We start from the raw sequence: 18412 nt of genomic DNA on the forward strand, positions 1-18412 counted from the left end.
CAGATCTGGATCGAACACAGGATCGTTTGATCGCCACCGATACATGGTTCAGCCCCTCTCCTTTCCTTAAGGATAAGGCCGCCCCGAACGATAGGAATAAATTCCTTATTGAAATTGCGCCATTTCAGGCGCTTTTCATAAGCTCATGGATGAAATTTAGGATTATATTCCATACGCTTGCGTCGGGCGACGGAGGGCAAAAATAAATTTGCCCAAAGCGCAAATCGCGAAAATCTTTCCCCACCCGCGCAGCCGGTCACCGCTTACAGATGCCGCAACACCCGCACCGGCTTTTCGCTCAGCGCCCGCCAGGTGCCGAGCAGGCCGAAGCCGAGGGTGAACACCAGCGCCAGAGCCATCGCGCCGGCCGCCGCGCCGGGGGCGAAGGAGAAGCCGATTTCCATCACCCGCGTCACCACCCCATGGGCGGCGAGCGAGCCGGCGGCGATGGCGAACAGGGCCGTCACCAAACCGAGCCCGGCATATTCCAGCCCATAGGCGAGGATCAGCCGGCCGCGCGTGGCGCCGAGCGTCTTCAGGATTACCGCGTCATACACCCGGTGCTGATGCCCCGCCGCCAAGGCACCGGCCAGCACCAGCACCGAGGTGAGCAGCGTCACCAGCGAGGCGATGCGGATGCCGAAGGCGAGGTCGCCGACCATCTTATTGGCCTGCTCCAGCGCCTCTTTCACACGAATGGTGGTGATGGCGGGATAGGCGCGCGCCATGTCCCGCAACAAGGGAATTTCGCGCGCGGCGTCGGCGCCGTCGGGAAAGGTCAGGGTGGCGAGCAAGGTGTGGGGCGCGCCGGCGAAGGTCGCGGGCGAGAACACCATGACGAAATTGATGCCCAGCCGCTCCCATTTGATCTCCCGCAGATTGGAGATGCGGGCACTGATCGCCCGGCCGAGCACGCTCACCGTCACCGTGTCGCCGAGCTTCAGCCCCAGCCCCTGCGCCAGCTTCTTGTCGAACGAGACCAGCGGCTCTGTTTCGTTCGGCCCCCACCATTGGCCCTCCACCACCTTGGAGCCTTCCGGCACCTCGGCTGCGGTGGAAATGCCCCGGTCGCTCTGCAGCACCCAGGCGGCATCGGCGGAGGGCTTCACCTGCTCGGCGGGCACGTCGTTCAGGGCGAGGATGCGCCCGCGCAGCATGGGCACGGCGCGATAGGCGGCGCCCGGCGCGTGCGCGGCGATGAAGCCGGCGAATTCCTGCGCGTCGGCGCTCGGCACGTCCACGAAGAAGAAGCTCGGCGCCTTCTCCGACAGCGCCCCGGAAATCTCCTGCGTCAGGCTGCGGTCGATCAGGGCGATGGCGGTGAGCAGGGAGAGGCCAAGGCCGAGCGACAGCACCACGGTGGGGGTGAGCGCGCCGGGCCGGTGGATATTGGCGAGCGCGAGCCGCGCCATGGTGTTGCGCGGGCGCGGCAAGCGTGCGGCCAGCACCATAATGCCCATCGCCACCAGCCGCAGCAGGCCGAACACGCAGGCTGCCGCGCCGAGGAAGATCACGGCCGCGCGCTTGTCCTCCGCTGTCAGAACGGCAAGGGCGGCGAGCGCGACCATGGCCAGCGCACACAGGCCGGCATAGAGCCATTGCGGGCGGCGGCGCTCCTGCCCCAGCGCATCGCGGAACAGGGTGGAGACCGGCGCCTCCTGCGCCCGCGCCAACGGCCACAAGGTGAAGGCGAGCGTGACCAAGGCGCCATAGAGTGCCGCCATCACCAGCGCGAGCGGATCGAGATGCGGCGCCAGCGGAAAGGGAATGAGTGTGGATATGGCGGCAGTGGCGACGAACGGCAGCGCGGCGCCCAGCACGAGGCCGATGGCGATGCCGATTGCCGCGAGGATCGCCACCTCGAAGAAATAAGTGCCGAAGATGGTGGCGCGGGTGGCGCCGAGCGCCTTCAAGGTCGCGATCACGGTGCGCTTGGTGGCGAGGTGGCTTGCGACCGCATTGGCCACGCCCACCCCGCCCACCAGCAAAGCGGTGAGGCCCACCAAAGTGAGATATTGGCTGATGCGCCGGACGTTTCGCTCCAGTTGGGGAGAGGCGGAATCGCGGGTGCGCACTTCGAACCCGGCCTCGGGCGCGCCCTCGTGCACGCTCTTTGTGAAGGCCTCAAGGGCGGCGGCGGAGGGATCGTCCAGCAGCACCCGATAGCTCCAGCGCACCAGGCTGCCGGGCTGAATCAGCTGGGTCGCCGGCAGGGCTGCGGCCGAGACCAGCAGGCGCGGGCCAAAGCCGATACCGGCGGAAAGTCGGTCCGGCTCGGTGTCGAGCACCGCGCGGATCTGAAAACGCGCCTCGCCGACACTCAGAATATCGCCGATCTTGAGCGAAAGGCGGGACATGAGCGTCTCGTCCGCCAGCGCGCCGAATGCGTTATCACGCTCCGCCAGGAGATCCGCCAAAGGCGCGGCGGGCGTGGTTTCCACCGCGCCGACCATGGGATAGGTGGCATCCACCGCCTTCAGCTCCACCAGGGTGGCGTCGCCCTCCCCGGTGCGGGCCATGGCGCGCAGGAACGCCACCTGCCCCACTTTGCCGCCGGCCTCCAGCAAGGCCTGTTCCTGCGGGCTCGCCGCGCGCTGGATCAAGGTGAAGCCGGCATCCCCGCCCAGGATCGCCCGCCCCTCGCGGGCCAGCCCGTCGGTCAAGGCGCCCGCGAACGAGCCGATGCCGGCGATCGCCATGACGCCCAAAGCGAGGCAGGCGAGGAAGATGCCGAAGCCGCGCCGCGCACCGCGCAATTCGCGCAGCGCCAGCCGCAGGCTGACGGGCAGGCGGGACGCCGCATGCGCCGGCGTGGCGGTGCTCATGCCGTCACCTTGGACTGAGCGCTGTCGGCCTCGATCCGCCCCGAACGCAGGCGCACGGTGCGCCCGCAGCGCGCGGCCAGTGCCGCATCGTGGGTCACGAGGACGAGCGTGGTCCCACGCGCCAGATGGGCGGCGAATAGCAGGTCCATGATCTGCCGCCCCGTCGCCTCGTCGAGATTTCCGGTCGGCTCGTCCGCCACCAGGATCGAGGGATGGGGCGCGAGCGCGCGGGCGACCGCCACGCGCTGCTGCTCGCCACCCGACAATTGCGAGGGATAATGGGAGAGCCGCCCGCCAAGACCCACCGCCTCCAATTCCGCCGTCGCGCGGGCAAACGCATCGGCACGTCCGGCGAGTTCCAGCGGAATGGCGACATTTTCCAGCGCCGTCATGGTGGGGATGAGGTGGAAGGATTGGAACACGATCCCCACATGGGCACCACGGAAGCGCGCGAGCGCATCCTCGCCACGCCCCGTCAGCACCTCGCAGGCCACCCGCACTTCCCCGCCGTCCACCCGTTCGAGGCCCGCCATCACCATGAGCAAAGTCGATTTGCCAGAGCCTGACGGCCCGACCAGTCCCACGGTCTCGCCCGCGCCGATGGCAAGCGATACGCTCTTCAGCACATGCACCCGTGCCGCCCCGCTGCCGAGCGAGAGATCCACATCGGTCAGCGTGATGGCGGGCGCGGGAGAGGAGTGAGTATCCATGCGGTCTCAGATCGGTTCGCACGTCGCGCGGCATCAGGCGGAGCGCGTCTCTTGGCTCCGCATGGCGCGCGCGGCGGCGCTAGGATGGGCGCGTCGGGGACGCGCGGCCGGACGGCGTCCGGCGCTTGGGGCATATGGAACGTCATTCATGTCGCGGAAAGGGCTGATCGCGCTTATGGTCGCATTCACGTTTGCGTCAGCACCCGCCGCCGCCAAGACGGTGAAGCTGGTGGCCTTGGGCGACAGCCTGACCGCCGGCTACAACCTGCCCCGCGCCGACAGCTTCGCCGCCCAGCTCGAAACCGCCCTGCGCGCAAAGGGCTATGACGTCAGCGTGGCCAATGCCGGCGTCTCGGGCGACACGGCGAGCGGCGGGCTCGCCCGGCTCGACTGGAGCGTGCCGGCGGGCACCGACGGCGTGATCCTGGAGCTCGGTGCCAACGACATGCTGCGCGGCCTCAACCCGGACATTCCGCGCCAGGCCCTGGGCGAGATCATCGTCCGCCTGAAGGCGCGCAACATTCCGGTCTTGCTGGCGGGCATGCGGGCCTCGACCAATATGGATGTGGCGTATCGGCGCGAATTCGATTCCATCTATCCGGACTTAGCCGCCCAATACGGGCTGCCGCTTTATCCGTTTTTCCTCGACGGCATCGTGGGAGACCGCAGCCTGAACCTGCCCGACGGGCTGCACCCGACCGCGCAAGGGGTGGCGCGGATCGTCTCCGGCATGCTGCCGCAGGTGGAGGCGTTCATCGCCAAGATCGGCGGGCAAAAGCCGGCGGGGGTTCAGTAGCGATACTGGGCGGCGAGGACGAGCCCGTTCTCCTGCAAGGCGTTGCGAGCGAAATAGGTGGTCACCAGACTCGCCTGGACCGCGAAGCTCTCGGACACGTCGTACATCACGCCCATCTGCACTTTGTAATATTCATAGGAGGCGTCGAAATAGGGCGCCTCCCCCGCGCCTTCCGACATCACGTTGAAGGATTGGGCCAGCACCAGCCAGCGCGGCGCGATGCGCACCCCGAGGGTGGCATCCAGCCGCCATTCGTCGGGCGGCGCGCCGAAGCGCAGGCGCTGGGCCAGTTCGAGATCGAGGAACGACGGCAGGCCCCACAGGACGAAGTTCCAGCCGGCCAGCCCCCGCAGGTCCAGCTCGCCATTCACATAGCCGATGACCGCCGGCCCCTCGCTCGGCTTGGCGCCGGGAAAGCGCGCAACCGCCTGGAGCGAGGCCACGAAACCATCGCCCTCCGCGATCTTCACCCGCCCGCCGAGATCGGTATAGCCGGGCCCGAAATAGGAGGTGTCCGCCGGGCTTGCGAGCGAGATGGAGAGCAGTTCCGGCGCGACGATCAAGGTCAGGCTGTCGGTGGCGCCGACCTCCATGAACAATTGGGTGGAAACCTTGTCGTAGGTCTGCGCCGCATAAAGGTTCGACGACCCGTCGAAGGCGTGGTCGGCCCGCGTCATGGTGGACTGGAGATAGGCCTGGACACCGGATTCCTTGAGCGTCCATGCGCCCGCGCAGGCGCGCTGCGCCGATGCGGCGAGCCCGCAGGCGACCAGCGCTGCGCCCGCAAGCGCGCGAATGGAAAGACGCCCCCCAGCGCCCATGAATTTGCCCCCCGCCAGCGGGCAATTATGCCCCGGCCCGTTCCGCCCATGCTATCATGCAAAAGGTCCGGGCGCGGGATGGCGGGCGCAGGTGACGTTGCGGAAATTTCACGAAACGGTCTCTTGCCGCCACATTTCGAACCCACCATATTGACCGTGAACCGCTGGGGCGGCTCGGCCGGAAGGCCGCGCCCATGATCCCGCGGTCGAAGTGGAGAATGACGATGTCCGATTATGATCGCAACGTCGCCGGGCGTTACGGAACGACGGTGACGCGCTCGGAGGCCGCGATCGACCAGGGCCTCCGCAGCTATATGCTGAGTGTCTACAATTACATGACCCTCGGCCTCGCCATCACCGGCCTGGCCGCGCTGGGCGTGTTCATGCTGTCCGTGACCACCGATCCCAGCCAGGCGGCGGGTCAGGTGGCCGGTGGCATCATGCTGACCAAGTTCGGCTATGCCCTGTTCGTGAGCCCGCTGAAGTGGGTGGTGATGCTCGCCCCGCTCGCGGCGGTGTTCTTCCTCAGCTTCCGCATCCAGAACATGAGCGTGGGCGCGGCCCAGGCCACCTTCTGGGTCTATGCGGGCCTGGTGGGCGTTTCGCTCGCGACGATCTTCCTCGTGTACACCCATGAGAGCGTCGTCCGGGTGTTCTTCATCACCGCGGCCACGTTTGGCGCGTTGAGCCTTTATGGCTACTCCACCAAGCGCGACCTGTCGGCGATGGGCTCGTTCCTGATCATGGGCCTGTTCGGCATCATCATCGCCTCGGTGGTCAACATCTTCCTCGGCTCCACGATGCTGCAGTTCATCGTGTCCGTGGTGGGCGTGCTGGTGTTCGCGGGCCTCACCGCCTACGACACCCAGCGCATCAAGGAGATGTATTTCCAGGGCGACGACAGCGCCACCATGGGCAAGAAGGCCATCATGGGCGCGCTGGCGCTGTACCTGGACTTCATCAACATGTTCATGATGCTGCTCCAGCTGTTCGGCAACCGCAACAGCAACTGATCCGCCCCGCGCCACGCGCGACGGTAAAGACACGGAAGGCCCCGGTGCAAGCCGGGGCCTTTTCATTTTGCGGCCTGCGCGTTCTCTTCACACAAACCGGTTTCCACTGCGCGCCAAAACGCTTTATGACGCCGCCATGCTGATCCGCCTCGCGACCCATTCCGACCTTCCCGGCATCCACGTCATCTATGAAGCGGCCGTGCGCACCGGCACCGCCTCGTTCGAGCTGGAGCCGCCGGACCTCTCCGAAATGACCCGCCGCTTCGAAGCCCTGGTCGCCGACGGCTATCCTTATTTCACCGCGCTCGATCCCGACGGCACGGTGCTCGGCTATGCCTATGCCGGCGTCTTCCGCCCGCGCGTGGCCTATCGCTGGACGGTGGAGAATTCGGTCTATGTCGCCCCGTTCGCGCAGCAGCGCGGCATCGGGCGGGCGCTCATGAACATGCTGATCGCCGAGAGCGAGGCGCGCGGCTATCGGCAGATGGTGGCGGTGATCGGGGATAGCGCCAATTCCGGCTCCATCGCGCTGCATCGCGCCTGCGGGTTCGCGGATATCGGGGTGCTGCAAAATACCGGGCTCAAGTTCGGCCGCTGGCTGGATACCGTGCTGATGCAACGGCCGCTGGGCGATGCGGAAAGTAATGTGCCGTTCGCCTGAGCCCTGATCTCATCAAAATGTTTCACGTGAAACAATGGCTTAGCGCGGACGAAGAGCGGTTTCCTGGCGCTTGACCGCGCCTTTTCGGCCCATGACACCGCGATTTCGGGCGAAGGTTCGCCACAGATGAATCCGCGCCGCGCGACAGGCGCGGCAAACCTGCCTAAGCGTGGCCACCGCGCGCCTCCGACCGGAGGCGGTGTGGCGCCGCGCGCCGGTCCTGAATCCACCGCGCGGCAAACCTGTCCCGCCCCCACCGCGCGCCGAGGCCTCGGAGACGCCTCAGAACGGCCCGAGCGACACCACCCCGTCCAGCACGCCCTCGAACACCGCGATCCGGTCCTGATAGGCCTTGGCGATGCAAGCGACGTTGCTGCCGCAGGCGGCGCGCTGCTTGAGAAAGGCGCGCTGCTGGTCCTGGAGGTCGCCGCGCCGGCCCATGCCGACCAGGCGGGTAACGATGGCGTATTGGGTCGCCATCTTCACATCGAGATCATTGAGGCTGCGGGTGGCGCAGACGGCCTTTTCATCCGGCGCCTTGGCGGCGGCGCAATCGAAGCTCGCCGCAGCGGCGGGCCGGGGCAGCGCGGCAAGGCCGAGCGCCAGAAAGCCGAGCGCCAGAAGGCCGAGCACCAGAAGGCCGCACGCGAGCGCGCCGGCCGTGGCGCGGGATGCCGAGCGTTTCATTCTCGCCTCTCCTTCAGCTGCGCGTGGCGGCGAAGCGGCGATAGCCCTCCGCCCGCAGATGGCAGGCCGGGCACGTGCCGCAGCCATGGCCCCAGTCGTGGCGCGCCCCGCGTTCGCCGAGATAGCAGGTGTGGGTCTCTTCCACGATCAGATCCACCAGCGCCGTCCCGCCCAATTGGGCGGCGAGGTCCCAGGTCTGCGCCTTGTCGATCCACATCAGCGGCGTGTGCAGCACGAAGCGGCTATCCATGCCGAGATTAAGCGCCACCTGGACCGCCTTGATGGTGTCGTCGCGGCAATCGGGATAGCCGGAGAAATCGGTCTCGCACATGCCGCCGACGATGTGGCGCAGGCCGCGCCGATAGGCGAGCGCGGCGGCGAAGGTGAGGAAGAGGATGTTGCGGCCCGGCACGAAGGTGTTGGGCAGGCCGTTCGCACCCATGGAAATCTCCACGTCGCGCGTCAAGGCGGTGTCGGAGACGGCGGCGAGCGCGTCGAGGGAGAGCGTGTGGTCTTCGCCCAGCCGCGCGGCCCAGCGCGGATCGAGCGCGGAAAGCGCCGGCCGCAGCTTCTGCCGCGCGTCGAGTTCCACCCGGTGGCGCTGGCCATAATCGAAGCCGAGGGTTTCCACCCGCGCGAAGCGTTCCAGCGCCCAGGCAAGGCAGGTGGTGGAATCCTGGCCGCCGGAAAACAGCACCAACGCGCCGTCGGCGACGATCCCCTCCTCTGCGGTCATCGGGGACGCGGCGGAACCGGCGGGCGCGTCCATGGCTATGCGCCCCGTGCCCCTTCGCCCCGTGCCCTTTCGCCCGGCGCCGTCTCGCCCGGTGCTTTGGCGTCGATGGCGATGGCGTGGAGCCCTTCCGCGATCTCCTGGGCGAGCAGGGTGTTCACAAGCCGGTGACGTTCCACCCGGCTCTTGCCGGTGAAGGCCTGCGCCACCACACGGACCCGCAGATGGGTGATGCCGCCATCGGCCCGGCGGGTGGCCCCGCCATGGCCCGCGTGCAGGGCGCTTTCGTCCTCCACCTCCAGGCCGGCCGGCGTCAACCCCGCCTGAAGCGTGGAGCGGATGCGCGCAAGATGCGTCGTCGTGGATGAAGGTTCCATGGGCGAAGAGGTAACGCCGCCATCGCCGCGCCGTCAATGCGGCCGAAGGCGCGGGCGCGATGCACAGGATTGGATCAATGCGCCATGGCGCAAAAGCGCGGGCAATCCTATATCTGCGAAGATGCCCGACGCACCATCGGGCCGCGCCTGCCCTTTCGGCACCGCCTCAGGCGGCCTTCCTGTTTTCATCCCCTTGCTTGCCGCACTGCGGCGCGACGGCCATAATCGAATTATGAAGAACGACTCCCCCTTCTTCGACAGCATTCGGGTGAAGCCCAGTGCCGATCGCCTGCGCAGGCCCACCTGCGCCACCTGCGACTGGCCCGGCTGCACGCGCGACGGCACGCACCGCGCCCCCAAGGGGCGAGCGGCGGAAGGGGAATATTGGAATTACTGCATCGACCATGTGAAGCAGTACAACCAATCGTACAATTATTTCGCCGGCATGAGCGATGATGCCGTGTTCGCCTATCAGAAGGACGCCGTCACCGGCCATCGCCCCACCTGGAAAATGGGAACGCGCGGCGCGGACCCCGCAACCGCGGGTGCCCATCGCGACCCGTTCGGCTTCACCCAGGAGATGGGCGGCACCGCCGGCTTCGAGGCGCCCCAGCCGGAAGGCCGCATCGTCCGCACCCTGGAGCGGCAGGCGCTGGAAGTGCTCGGCCTGGAAATCTCCGCCACCGGGGTGGAGATCAAGGCGCGCTTCAAGGAATTGGTGAAGCGCCACCATCCCGACGTGAATGGCGGCGACCGTTCCGCCGAAGACCGGTTGCGCAGTGTCATCCAGGCCTACAACACCCTGAAACAGGCCGGTTTTTGTTGAATACGCGGATGGCGGCCGCGACGAGACGCCCCGCCGAGAGAATTTTTGCAGCAGCGGAAAAACCTTTAAGGTGCCGCACGGATCAACAAGCAAGACGACGCGCGCGAACCCAGCAAGCGCATACGGAGGCGTTATGAGCGGCACCGAGACCATTGCCCCGACCCCGGATATGAAGGTGTCGGTGCGCCAGGTGTTCGGCATCGACATCGACATGGAAGTGCCGGCCTTTTCCGAGGCCGAAAGTCATGTTCCGGATCTCGACCCTGACTATCTGTTCGACCGTCCCACCACCCTCGCCATCCTCGCCGGCTTCGCGCACAACCGGCGCGTGATGGTGACCGGCTATCACGGCACCGGCAAATCCACCCATATCGAGCAGGTGGCGGCGCGCCTCAACTGGCCCTGCATCCGCATCAATCTCGACAGCCATATCAGCCGTATCGACCTGATCGGCAAGGATGCGATCGTCGTGAAGGATGGCCTGCAGGTCACCGAATTCCGCGACGGCATCCTGCCCTGGGCGCTGCAGAACAACATCGCTTTGGTGTTCGACGAATATGACGCCGGCCGCCCGGACGTGATGTTCGTGATCCAGCGCGTGCTGGAAGTCTCCGGCCGCCTGACCCTGCTGGATCAGAACCGGGTCATTCGCCCGCATCCCTCGTTCCGCCTGTTCGCCACCGCCAATACGGTCGGCCTCGGCGACACGACCGGGCTCTATCACGGCACGCAGCAGATCAACCAGGGCCAGATGGACCGCTGGTCCATCGTCACCACCCTGAACTATCTCGCCCACGACAAGGAAGTCGAGATCGTGCTCGCCAAGGCGAAGCATTATCAGACCCCAGAGGGGCGCGACATCGTCAACCGCATGGTGCGCCTCGCGGATCTGACCCGCAGCGCGTTCATCAACGGTGATCTTTCCACCGTCATGAGCCCGCGCACGGTCATCACCTGGGCCGAGAATGCGGACATCTTCAAGGATCTCGCCTTCGCTTTGCGCGTGACCTTCCTCAACAAGTGCGACGAGCTGGAGCGCGCGCTGGTGGCGGAACTGTACCAGCGCTGCTTCGGCGTGGAATTGACCGAAAGCACGGTCAACGTCGCCCTCGCCTGAGGCGCCGCGGCGGCGCGTCCCCCGGACGCGTGCCGCTCCTCCTCCTCTCGGAGGATGATGGAGGGAGAGGACCCGCGTGGGCCGCCCCCTCCCCGCCGCCCCGGTGGCGGCACCATGTCGTGACCGGCGCGCAGCGCGCCAAACACAGGGCCAGCGGCGATGCCTCCCTCCAACAAGACTGTGAAGACCGCCCCCAAGGAAGCGCCCGCCGAACCCTTCAAGCGCGCCATTACCGGCTGCTTCAAGGCGATCGCCGGGGTGGGCGAATTCGACGTCACCTTCGCCAATGAGCGCCCCTCCCTGAGCCCCGACCGCGTGCGCCTGCCCGAACCGCCGCGCCGCTTCTCCACCCAGGACGCCGCCGTGGTGCGCGGCCATGCGGATTCCCTCGCTTTGCGCCTCGCCTGCCACGACCAGAGCGTGCATCGAAAGATGCTGCCCACCGGCGATACCGCCCGCGCCGTGTTCGAGGCGGTGGAGCAGGCGCGCGTGGAGGCGCTGGGCGGCAATCGCATGACCGGCGTCCAGCGCAATATCAGCGCCATGCTGAACGACCGCTACCATCGCGGTCCCTATGCCGACATCACCGAGCGCGCCGACGCGCCGATCGAGGAAGCGGTCGCCTTGATGGTGCGCGAGCGCCTCACCGGGCAGGCCCCGCCCCCCGCCGCCCGCAAGATCGTCGATCTGTGGCGCGACTATATCGAGAGCCGGGCGGAGGGCGACCTCGCCCGCTTCGCCGAGAGCATCGAGGACCAGAAGAAGTTCGGCGAGATCACGCGCGAACTGCTCTCCTCGCTCGAAATGGGCGAGGAAAGCGGGCTGGAGAGCGACAAGGACAGCGAAGAGGACGACAATCCCGCCGGCCGCGAGGAACAGGGCGGCGAGGAGGGCGATGCCAGCGAGGACGACAGCCAGCAGGGCGCCACCGAGGTGGAAGCCGAGCTCGCGCAGGAGGAATTGCCCGACAGCGCGGTGGAGAGCGAGGCCGGCCCGCCCGCCGAGAGCCCCGACGATGGCGACATGGGCGACAGCGAGGAGGCCGCCGAGCCCTGGCAGCCCCGCACGCCCCAGGCGGCCGACACCAAGGGCCCGGAATATCACGCCTTCACCACCAAGTTCGACGAGGAGGTGCACGCCGAGGAGCTGTGCGACACCGAGGAGCTGACGCGCCTGCGCTCCTATCTCGACAAGCAATTGAGCAATCTCCAGGGCGTCGTCTCGCGCCTCGCGAACCGTCTGCAGCGCCGCCTGCTGGCGCAGCAGAACCGCGCCTGGGAATTCGATCTGGAGGAAGGCATCCTCGATCCCGCGCGCCTGTCCCGCGTGGTCACCGATCCCGGCGCCGCGCTCTCGTTCAAGCGCGAGCGCGACACCGAGTTCCGCGACACGGTGGTGACGCTGCTGATCGATAATTCCGGCTCCATGCGCGGGCGGCCCATCACGGTGGCCGCCACCTGCGCGGATATTCTCGCCCGCACGCTGGAGCGCTGCGGCGTGAAGGTGGAGGTGCTCGGCTTCACCACCCGCGCCTGGAAGGGCGGGCAATCGCGCGAGGCGTGGCTCGCCGGCGGCAAGCCGGCCAATCCCGGCCGTCTCAACGATCTCAGGCACATCGTCTATAAATCCGCCGATGCGCCCTGGCGGCGGGCGCGGCGCAATCTCGGGCTGATGATGCGCGAGGGGCTGCTGAAGGAGAATATCGACGGCGAGGCGCTCGACTGGGCGCACCAGCGCCTGCTCGGCCGGCCCGAGGCGCGCAAGATCCTGATGATGATCTCCGACGGCGCGCCGGTGGACGATTCCACCCTCTCCGTGAATGCCGGCAATTATCTCGAACGCCACCTGCGCCACATCATCTGGCAGGTGGAGAACCGCTCGCCGGTGGAGCTGATCGCCATCGGCATCGGCCATGACGTGACGCGCTATTACAAACGCGCCGTGACCATCGTGGACGCCGAGGAACTGGGCGGCGTGATGACCGAGAAGCTGGCGGAATTGTTCTCCGAAACCCCGCCCGCCCCCGCCAAGACCAGCGGACGCAAGCGGCTGCACTGATGGGTCCGGACCGGACGGGAAACACGGCGATGGCGCGCGACACCGCGGCGCGCGGCGGGGACGCGCGCGAAAGCCTTCGCGATATTGGCGCCCGCGATGCCGGCGCTCGCGAGGACGCTCGCGACGTTCGCGCGCCCAAGGGCAGCCCCCGCGCGCGCTGGCTGGCGGGCCTCGCTCTCGCCGCCCTCATCGCGACGGGGCTTGCGGGCCACGCGCTGTCCGAGCCGCCCAGCCTGCCGGTGGAGCCGGTGGCGATCGAGGTGCAGGCGACGCCGCTCCCCACCTTCCATCCGCGTAAGGACGACACCCGCTTCGGCGCCCTGCTCTATCGCGGCGGGCTGCGGCTCACCTCGCCCTTTCCCGGCTTCGGCGGCCTATCGGCCTTTCATCTCGATGCCGACGGCGCGCATTTCCTCGCCGTCACCGATGCCGGCCTGTTCCTGCGCGGCCGGCTCGTCACCGAGGGCGACCGGCCCATCGGTCTCGCGGATGTGACCGCCGCCGCGATTCTCGACCAGACGGGCGCGCCGCTCGCGGATAACAACCGAGGGGACGCGGAATCCCTCGCCTTCGGGCCCAAGGACGTGTTCGTCGGCCTGGAGGATGTGAACGAAATCTGGTCCTACCCTGGCGCCGATCCGCTGGAGCAGAAGGGCAAGCCGATCCCGGTGCCGCCGGGCGTGAAGGCGCTGCGCGACAATCTGGGGCTGGAAAGCCTGGTCTATGTGCCCTCCGGCCCGCTCGCCGGCGCGCTGCTGGGCATCGGCGAAGTGGGCGCCACCAATGGGGCCGACCTGCCGGGCTTCATCATCGGCGGGCCGAAGCCCGGCACCTTCACCATTCCCAAGAGTGGCGTGTTCAGCGCCACCGACGTCGCGCTCGGGCCGGATGGCGAATTGTTCCTGCTGGAGCGCCATTATGCCGTGAGCACCGGCGTTTCCATGCAGATCCGCCGGTTCCAGCTGAAGGATGTGGCGCCCGGCGCGGTGCTGAAGGGCGACATTCTGTTCACCGCCGACATGGGCTATGAGATCGACAATATGGAGGGCCTCGCCGTGACCGTGAACGCGGCGGGCGAGACGTTGCTGACGCTCATTTCCGACGATAATTTCAGCCCGATCCAGCGCACCATCCTGCTGCGCTTCGCGCTCGCGAAGGACTGAGGTCGCGCCCAGCGTTCTCCTCTCCTCCCCGCGGCGTTCCCCTTCCCCCAGTGTCCCCCCCAAGCGGAGAGGGAGCTTATGACACGGGGAAGGAAGCTTTTGGCTCCGGTTTCGACAAGCAGATTCCCACCTCGACGCCCCCGTTCCCTCTCCCGCTTGCGGGGGAGGGTTAGGGAGGGGGTACTCGGTAGAGAGGGGGCACTCGCAGCGGCCGGAAAAGCCGGAGCGCGGACCGGATCGCCCTCGCGCTACCCCTTCACCCTTCCCCCTCCCCAGCCCTCCCCCGCAAGCGGGAGAGGGAGCTGATGGCTCGGCTTCGAAAACTCAGATTCCCAATCTCGACCAGCCTGTTCCCTCTCCCGCTTGCGGGGGAGGGTTAGGGAGGGGGAATGCGGGAGCGGGAGGGAGAACGGGAAGGGTCAGAGACCGCAGCGTAAGTCCCCCTACCCCACCACCCTGCCCGCTTCCCAGCCCAATATGGCGCGCTTGCGCGTCAGGCCCCAATGATAGCCGGTGAGATCGCCATTCTTGCCCAGCACACGATGGCACGGCACCACGAAGCTGATGGGATTCTTGCCCACCGCCGCGCCCACCGCCCGCGCCGCCTTGGGGCTGCCCACGCGGTCGGCGATGGTGGAATAGGTGGTGGCCCGGCCCATGGGAATGCGCAGCAGGGTTTCCCACACCCGCACCTCGAAATCCGTGCCGATGAAGACGATGCGCAGCGGCTGGTCCTCGCGGCAGGCGGCGGGGTCGAATATGCAGCGCACCAAAGGCGCGGTCGCCGCAGGCTCCTCCACGAAGCGGGCATTGGGCCAGCGGGCCGCCATGTCGGCGAAGGCCGAGCGCTCCTCGCCCGCATCGGCGAAGGCGAGCCCGCACAGGCCGCGCGGCGTCGCCATGGCGAGCGCGAGGCCGAACGGGGAGGGATGAAAGCCGTAGCGGATCACGAGCCCGGCCCCGCCGGTCTTCCATTCGCCCGGCGACATGGCCTCGTGCACCACGAACAGATCATGCAGCCGGCCCGGACCGGAAAGACCCAGCTCCAGCGCCGCGTCGAGCACATTGCCGCTCTCCGCCAGTACCTGCCGGGCGCGATCGAGGGTCACGGCCTGCAGAAACGCCTTGGGGGTGAGGCCGCACCAGCGGCGGAACACATCGGTAAGCGCGCGGCTGGTGACGCCGGCGGCGCGGGCGATCTCCTCCACCTCCGGCTGCTGGCGCATGTGGGTGGTGACATAGGCGACCGCGCGGCGCACCACGTCATAATCGGCGGCGGCGATGTCCAGCTCGGTGGCGGGGGTCAAGGGAGCAAAGCCAGCCACCGGGGGCAGCATCAGGGTCGGGGAATCGTGCAGCAGCACGGGCGTAGCTCCTTTTAGGGATCGTTGCGCCATCTCACCAGCTTTCGCCACGGCCGCCCACCCGATTTCCCCGCCGGTCAGAACACCGTGCGGGTCACGCCGCGCTTCACTTCCAGCAAGGCGGCATTGAGATCATCAGCCAGCTCTCCCTTCTGCACCGGGCCGAGATGGATGCCCACGGGCGTGTGGTGCCCACGCGAGACCAGCGCCATGTCGATGGTGCCGAACTCCTCCACCTCGCGCCGCCAGAGCCGGGTGAAAAACGGATTCATCTGGAAATCGCGGGCCTTGCCCCGTGCCGGCACGTGGCGCACCTGGATCAGGCTCGGTGTCACACGAATATATTCGCGCGCCGCCGCCGAGCGGAAATTGGCGCGGAAGGCGAAATAGATCAGCGCCACGTCGAGACCGAAAAAGCCGAACACCGGCCAGGCGCCCATGGCCAGGAACATGCTGCCGCACGCGAAGCTGATGGCGCCAACGCCCAGCATCAGCAGCAGAAAGCCGCGCTGCGACAGCGAGCGGTGCGGCGCCATGGTGGCAGCGAACACCGTCGGTTCCCCGTCCTCGGGAAAAGGCAGGTCATTAAAAGGCAGATCACTAAAAGGCGGGTCATTGGCCTTCGTCATGGCTGGGATTATAGGGACAAAATGGCGCGAAAAACCACAACTCCCCCAGCCGGCTCTCAACTTGCCGCGACGCCCGCCGGCGCCGCGAAGGCCACCCCCCTCGCCAAGGCCGCGAAGCCAGCGATGCCTGCCAAGCCAGCGACGCCCAAGACGACCGTGACGCCCACGAGGACCGCGAAGGCCGGCGCCAAGCCCGTTCTTCCCGCGCCCCCCGCCGGACGCTTGAAGGGCGAGGCGGCGGCGGGCGTCGTTCCCGTACGCCGTCGCGCGGTGGCCAATGCTGCCGCCGCCGCGCACGGCCGCTCGGTTGCGCCCTGGAGCGATGCCGAGATCGTCGAAGCCTTCACCCGGTTCGAATTGCGCGATCCCGAGCCCAAGGGCGAATTGGATTATGTCGATCCCTTCACCTTGCTGGTGGCGGTGGTGCTCTCCGCCCAGGCGACCGACGTCGGCGTGAACAAGGCCACCAAGGGCCTGTTCGCCGCCGCCCCGACGCCCGCCGCCATGGTGGCCCTCGGGGAAGAGCGCATCGCCGGCTTCATCCGCACCCTCGGCCTGTTCCGTGGCAAGGCGAAGAATGTGGCCGAGCTCTCCCGCCTCCTGCTGGAGCGCCATGGCGGGGCGGTGCCGGTGGATCGCGCGGCGCTCGAAGCCTTGCCCGGCGTCGGCCGCAAGACCGCGAACGTGGTGCTGAACATCGCCTTCGGCGTGCCGACCATCGCGGTGGACACGCATTTGTTCCGCGTCGCCAACCGCACCGGCCTTGCCCCCGGCGCCAATCCGCTGGAAGTGGAATTGGGCCTGGAGGCGCGCATTCCCGACCGCTTCAAGCGCCACGCCCACCATTGGCTGATCCTGCACGGACGCTACATCTGCAAGGCGCGCCTGCCCGATTGCCCGATCTGCCCGATCAATGATCTGTGCCGCTGGCCGGACAAGCCGATCTAGCGCCTCAGGCCTCGATCAGCTTATGCGTCGGCACCATCTTCAGCCGCTTGTGGAGGTGCACCATGAAGGCGGTGCCGAACACCGGCATGATCAGGTTGAGGATCGGCACCATCAGCAGCGGCGTCATCAGCAGGCCGGCGATGAAGATGCTGGTGGCGTTCGCCTGCCGCAGCGCGCGGGCCTGGGCGGGCGAGGAAAAGCGCATGGCCGCCATCTCGAAATATTCCCGGCTGAGCAGATAGGCATTGGCCAGGAAGAAGGCGATGAGATTGACCCCCGGCACCAGCAGCAGCAGCAGCGCCAGCATGTTCACCGCCAGCACCAGCACGAAGAAGCGCGCCGAATAATAAAGCGAGGTCGCGAGCGGCTGGGGCGTGCCCAGGGGATCGTCGGGATAGCTCGCCCGCTCCACCTTCTCCGCCACCTCGTCCACGAACAGGCCGGCGACCAGCGAGGACGCGGCCGGCACGAGATAGACGATGCCGAACACGAGGCCGAGGCCGGTGATGATCGCGAGCGTGGTGTCGAGCCAGGGATAGGGCAGCTGGGCGAGATATTCCACCGCCGCGAACAAAGCGATGCCCATCACCGCCAGCACCCCCAGCGCCAACAGCACCGACCTGAACAGAACGCCGCGCAGGAGCGGCGAGAACACCTGCCCGAATGCGGTGAAGGCGGCGGCGAACATGAAGGGCCTCGCTGGGGAAAAGGAACGTCGCCTCTCACGTAGGGTGCGCCGCCGCGCGCCTCAAGGGTGTTTCAAGCGCGAACTCGAGCGCGATCTGCCCATATGGAACCACTCGGTGGTTCCATATGGGCAGTGAATCGCCCTCTAACTTATTGAATAGAGGCGGATTCACTGCCCATCTTGAATCGCCTTGGGCGATTCAAGATGGGCAGATCCGGCTCTATGGATTGACCCGCACCGGGAAATCCACGTGGAACACGCGCCGCTGCCCGAACCGCTGGATATAGGCGGCCTTGATCTCGCCGAGCTTTGCGCTGGCATCGGGCGTGTTGGGATGGACGATCAGCAGCAGGCGCGTGCCGGGCCGCGAGAGCGCCAGCGCGGCGGCGGCGGACAGGGCGCCGGGCGCCGGATCCGGCGCGGCCGAAGCGGTCGAAGCCGTGCCGGCGGCCGGGCCATTGCTCGTGGATGCGCCATTGCTTGCGGACGTGCCATTGCCGGCCGGCGTGCCCTTGCCCGTCTGGGGTGCGGGCGAGGCGGGGGACGTGGACGCGCGGGACGTGGACGCGGAAGCCGGGGCGGCCGAGGTCGAGGCTCCGCCCGAGGCGGCCGGTGTCGCTGCCGGCGCGGGCGATGGCGCGGGCACGGGCGCGGGCACGGGCGCGGCGGCGAGGCCCTGTGCCTCCAGCACCGTCAGCCCGCCGGGAAAGCGCGGCGCGACCACTTCGGCGACGAACTGCACCCATTGCTGCTCGCTCACCCCACGTCCGTCCGGCGTGTTGAGGTTGAAGAACAATTGGCTTTCCAGGAACACGCTGTCGGCCCAGGGCGTGGGCTGCCAGCCGGGCGCGGAGACCGCATTGTCCTGCGCGCGCGCCGGGCCGGCGAGCAGGCTCGCCAGCAGCAAGGAAAGCACTATCGGCGCGCGCATCTTCACTCCCCCAATTGTTTTCCGATCCGGGACCTACCCGGTTTCACGCGGCGGTGCGCGGGGTC

At 67.6% G+C, this 18412-nt stretch carries 18 protein-coding genes; 8 read left to right on the forward strand and 10 right to left on the reverse strand.

The window, feature by feature from the left end; all coding sequences use genetic code 11:
* Nucleotides 1-263: 263 nt before the first annotated feature.
* Both V5G24_RS18345 and V5G24_RS18350 read right to left on the reverse strand, forming a co-directional pair.
* Complete coding sequence (locus V5G24_RS18345) at nucleotides 264-2825, reverse strand: ABC transporter permease (RefSeq protein ID WP_394085720.1); 2562 nt, start codon at nucleotides 2823-2825, stop codon at nucleotides 264-266.
* Entirely contained in the window at nucleotides 2822-3535 is a 714-nt protein-coding gene (locus V5G24_RS18350) for an ABC transporter ATP-binding protein (RefSeq protein ID WP_394085719.1), read from the reverse strand. Before V5G24_RS18350 ends, V5G24_RS18345 begins: the two co-directional genes overlap by 4 nt.
* Before the next feature lie 148 nt (nucleotides 3536-3683).
* Between V5G24_RS18350 and V5G24_RS18355 the strand changes: the two genes are divergently transcribed.
* Nucleotides 3684-4331, forward strand: coding sequence for an arylesterase (locus tag V5G24_RS18355; RefSeq protein WP_394085717.1), 648 nt, complete (start codon nucleotides 3684-3686; stop codon nucleotides 4329-4331).
* On the opposite strand, the gene V5G24_RS18360 is transcribed toward V5G24_RS18355, so the two are convergent.
* The gene (locus V5G24_RS18360) at nucleotides 4325-5152 is read right to left on the reverse strand and encodes a hypothetical protein (RefSeq protein ID WP_394085716.1); all 828 of its coding nucleotides are present in this window, start codon (nucleotides 5150-5152) and stop codon (nucleotides 4325-4327) included. The genes V5G24_RS18355 and V5G24_RS18360 overlap by 7 nt on opposite strands.
* Before the next feature lie 224 nt (nucleotides 5153-5376).
* Between V5G24_RS18360 and V5G24_RS18365 the strand changes: the two genes are divergently transcribed.
* Nucleotides 5377-6165, forward strand: coding sequence for a Bax inhibitor-1/YccA family protein (locus tag V5G24_RS18365; protein ID WP_394085715.1), 789 nt, complete (start codon nucleotides 5377-5379; stop codon nucleotides 6163-6165).
* Between the two features lie 136 nt (nucleotides 6166-6301).
* Nucleotides 6302-6826, forward strand: coding sequence for a GNAT family N-acetyltransferase (locus tag V5G24_RS18370; RefSeq protein ID WP_394085714.1), 525 nt, complete (start codon nucleotides 6302-6304; stop codon nucleotides 6824-6826).
* 282 nt (nucleotides 6827-7108) lie between these two features.
* Here V5G24_RS18370 and V5G24_RS18375 read toward each other — a convergent pair whose 3' ends face one another.
* Genes V5G24_RS18375 through V5G24_RS18385 form a run of 3 tightly spaced genes read right to left on the reverse strand, consistent with a single transcriptional unit; the run spans nucleotide 7109 to nucleotide 8623 of the window.
* Entirely contained in the window at nucleotides 7109-7513 is a 405-nt protein-coding gene (locus tag V5G24_RS18375; RefSeq protein ID WP_394085712.1) for a lysozyme inhibitor LprI family protein, read from the reverse strand.
* Nucleotides 7514-7526: 13 nt separating this feature from the next.
* The gene (gene queC / locus V5G24_RS18380; RefSeq protein WP_394085728.1) at nucleotides 7527-8249 is read right to left on the reverse strand and encodes a 7-cyano-7-deazaguanine synthase QueC; all 723 of its coding nucleotides are present in this window, start codon (nucleotides 8247-8249) and stop codon (nucleotides 7527-7529) included.
* Nucleotides 8250-8284: 35 nt separating this feature from the next.
* Nucleotides 8285-8623 (reverse strand): BolA family protein, encoded by a 339-nt coding sequence (locus V5G24_RS18385; protein ID WP_394085711.1) that lies wholly within the window; start codon nucleotides 8621-8623, stop codon nucleotides 8285-8287.
* 232 nt (nucleotides 8624-8855) lie between these two features.
* On the opposite strand from V5G24_RS18385, the gene V5G24_RS18390 reads away from it, so the two are divergent.
* The 4 genes from V5G24_RS18390 to V5G24_RS18405 all read left to right on the forward strand — a co-directional run bounded on the left by V5G24_RS18390 (nucleotide 8856) and on the right by V5G24_RS18405 (nucleotide 13787).
* On the forward strand, nucleotides 8856-9449 hold the full coding sequence (locus V5G24_RS18390) for a J domain-containing protein (RefSeq protein ID WP_394085710.1): 594 nt from the start codon (nucleotides 8856-8858) through the stop codon (nucleotides 9447-9449).
* Between the two features lie 133 nt (nucleotides 9450-9582).
* Entirely contained in the window at nucleotides 9583-10566 is a 984-nt protein-coding gene (gene cobS / locus V5G24_RS18395; RefSeq protein WP_348847127.1) for a cobaltochelatase subunit CobS, read from the forward strand.
* 159 nt (nucleotides 10567-10725) lie between these two features.
* Nucleotides 10726-12624 (forward strand): cobaltochelatase subunit CobT, encoded by a 1899-nt coding sequence (gene cobT, locus V5G24_RS18400; RefSeq protein WP_394085709.1) that lies wholly within the window; start codon nucleotides 10726-10728, stop codon nucleotides 12622-12624.
* A 29-nt stretch (nucleotides 12625-12653) separates the two neighbouring features.
* The gene (locus V5G24_RS18405) at nucleotides 12654-13787 is read left to right on the forward strand and encodes an esterase-like activity of phytase family protein (protein WP_394085708.1); all 1134 of its coding nucleotides are present in this window, start codon (nucleotides 12654-12656) and stop codon (nucleotides 13785-13787) included.
* Between the two features lie 443 nt (nucleotides 13788-14230).
* Here the strand turns inward: V5G24_RS18405 and V5G24_RS18410 are convergent, their stop codons facing one another.
* Together V5G24_RS18410 and V5G24_RS18415 are read right to left on the reverse strand one after the other, a co-directional pair.
* Nucleotides 14231-15124, reverse strand: a complete 894-nt coding sequence (locus tag V5G24_RS18410; RefSeq protein WP_394085727.1) for a methylated-DNA--[protein]-cysteine S-methyltransferase — start codon at nucleotides 15122-15124, stop codon at nucleotides 14231-14233.
* A 104-nt stretch (nucleotides 15125-15228) separates the two neighbouring features.
* Complete coding sequence (locus tag V5G24_RS18415) at nucleotides 15229-15702, reverse strand: DUF2244 domain-containing protein (RefSeq protein ID WP_394085707.1); 474 nt, start codon at nucleotides 15700-15702, stop codon at nucleotides 15229-15231.
* 201 nt (nucleotides 15703-15903) lie between these two features.
* Between V5G24_RS18415 and nth the strand changes: the two genes are divergently transcribed.
* Entirely contained in the window at nucleotides 15904-16728 is an 825-nt protein-coding gene (gene nth, locus V5G24_RS18420; RefSeq protein ID WP_394085706.1) for an endonuclease III, read from the forward strand.
* Between the two features lie 4 nt (nucleotides 16729-16732).
* Here the strand turns inward: nth and V5G24_RS18425 are convergent, their stop codons facing one another.
* Both V5G24_RS18425 and V5G24_RS18430 read right to left on the reverse strand, forming a co-directional pair.
* Nucleotides 16733-17416: a sulfate transporter family protein gene (locus V5G24_RS18425; RefSeq protein WP_394085705.1), complete on the reverse strand. Its 684-nt coding sequence runs from the start codon at nucleotides 17414-17416 to the stop codon at nucleotides 16733-16735.
* Nucleotides 17417-17636: 220 nt separating this feature from the next.
* Nucleotides 17637-18347: a DUF3574 domain-containing protein gene (locus tag V5G24_RS18430; RefSeq protein WP_394085704.1), complete on the reverse strand. Its 711-nt coding sequence runs from the start codon at nucleotides 18345-18347 to the stop codon at nucleotides 17637-17639.
* Nucleotides 18348-18412: the final 65 nt, after the last annotated feature.

The sequence above is a fragment of the Roseixanthobacter finlandensis genome, from assembly GCF_043195105.2.
Lineage (GTDB): Bacteria > Pseudomonadota > Alphaproteobacteria > Rhizobiales > Xanthobacteraceae > NCEH01.

Bases quoted from the DNA above. Each gene is read 5' to 3' on its own strand.
- V5G24_RS18410 (WP_394085727.1), bottom strand. From the start codon at position 15,124: ATGCTGCCCCCGGTGGCTGGCTTTGCTCCCTTGACCCCCGCCACCGAG.
- V5G24_RS18375 (WP_394085712.1), bottom strand. From the start codon at position 7,513: ATGAAACGCTCGGCATCCCGCGCCACGGCCGGCGCGCTCGCGTGCGGC.
- V5G24_RS18405 (WP_394085708.1), top strand. From the start codon at position 12,654: ATGGCGCGCGACACCGCGGCGCGCGGCGGGGACGCGCGCGAAAGCCTT.
- V5G24_RS18360 (WP_394085716.1), bottom strand. From the start codon at position 5,152: ATGGGCGCTGGGGGGCGTCTTTCCATTCGCGCGCTTGCGGGCGCAGCG.
- V5G24_RS18370 (WP_394085714.1), top strand. From the start codon at position 6,302: ATGCTGATCCGCCTCGCGACCCATTCCGACCTTCCCGGCATCCACGTC.
- V5G24_RS18365 (WP_394085715.1), top strand. From the start codon at position 5,377: ATGTCCGATTATGATCGCAACGTCGCCGGGCGTTACGGAACGACGGTG.
- V5G24_RS18425 (WP_394085705.1), bottom strand. From the start codon at position 17,416: ATGTTCGCCGCCGCCTTCACCGCATTCGGGCAGGTGTTCTCGCCGCTC.
- cobS (WP_348847127.1), top strand. From the start codon at position 9,583: ATGAGCGGCACCGAGACCATTGCCCCGACCCCGGATATGAAGGTGTCG.
- V5G24_RS18430 (WP_394085704.1), bottom strand. From the start codon at position 18,347: ATGCGCGCGCCGATAGTGCTTTCCTTGCTGCTGGCGAGCCTGCTCGCC.
- cobT (WP_394085709.1), top strand. From the start codon at position 10,726: ATGCCTCCCTCCAACAAGACTGTGAAGACCGCCCCCAAGGAAGCGCCC.
- V5G24_RS18390 (WP_394085710.1), top strand. From the start codon at position 8,856: ATGAAGAACGACTCCCCCTTCTTCGACAGCATTCGGGTGAAGCCCAGT.
- V5G24_RS18350 (WP_394085719.1), bottom strand. From the start codon at position 3,535: ATGGATACTCACTCCTCTCCCGCGCCCGCCATCACGCTGACCGATGTG.
- V5G24_RS18355 (WP_394085717.1), top strand. From the start codon at position 3,684: ATGTCGCGGAAAGGGCTGATCGCGCTTATGGTCGCATTCACGTTTGCG.
- queC (WP_394085728.1), bottom strand. From the start codon at position 8,249: ATGACCGCAGAGGAGGGGATCGTCGCCGACGGCGCGTTGGTGCTGTTT.
- V5G24_RS18385 (WP_394085711.1), bottom strand. From the start codon at position 8,623: ATGGAACCTTCATCCACGACGACGCATCTTGCGCGCATCCGCTCCACG.
- nth (WP_394085706.1), top strand. From the start codon at position 15,904: ATGCCTGCCAAGCCAGCGACGCCCAAGACGACCGTGACGCCCACGAGG.
- V5G24_RS18345 (WP_394085720.1), bottom strand. From the start codon at position 2,825: ATGAGCACCGCCACGCCGGCGCATGCGGCGTCCCGCCTGCCCGTCAGC.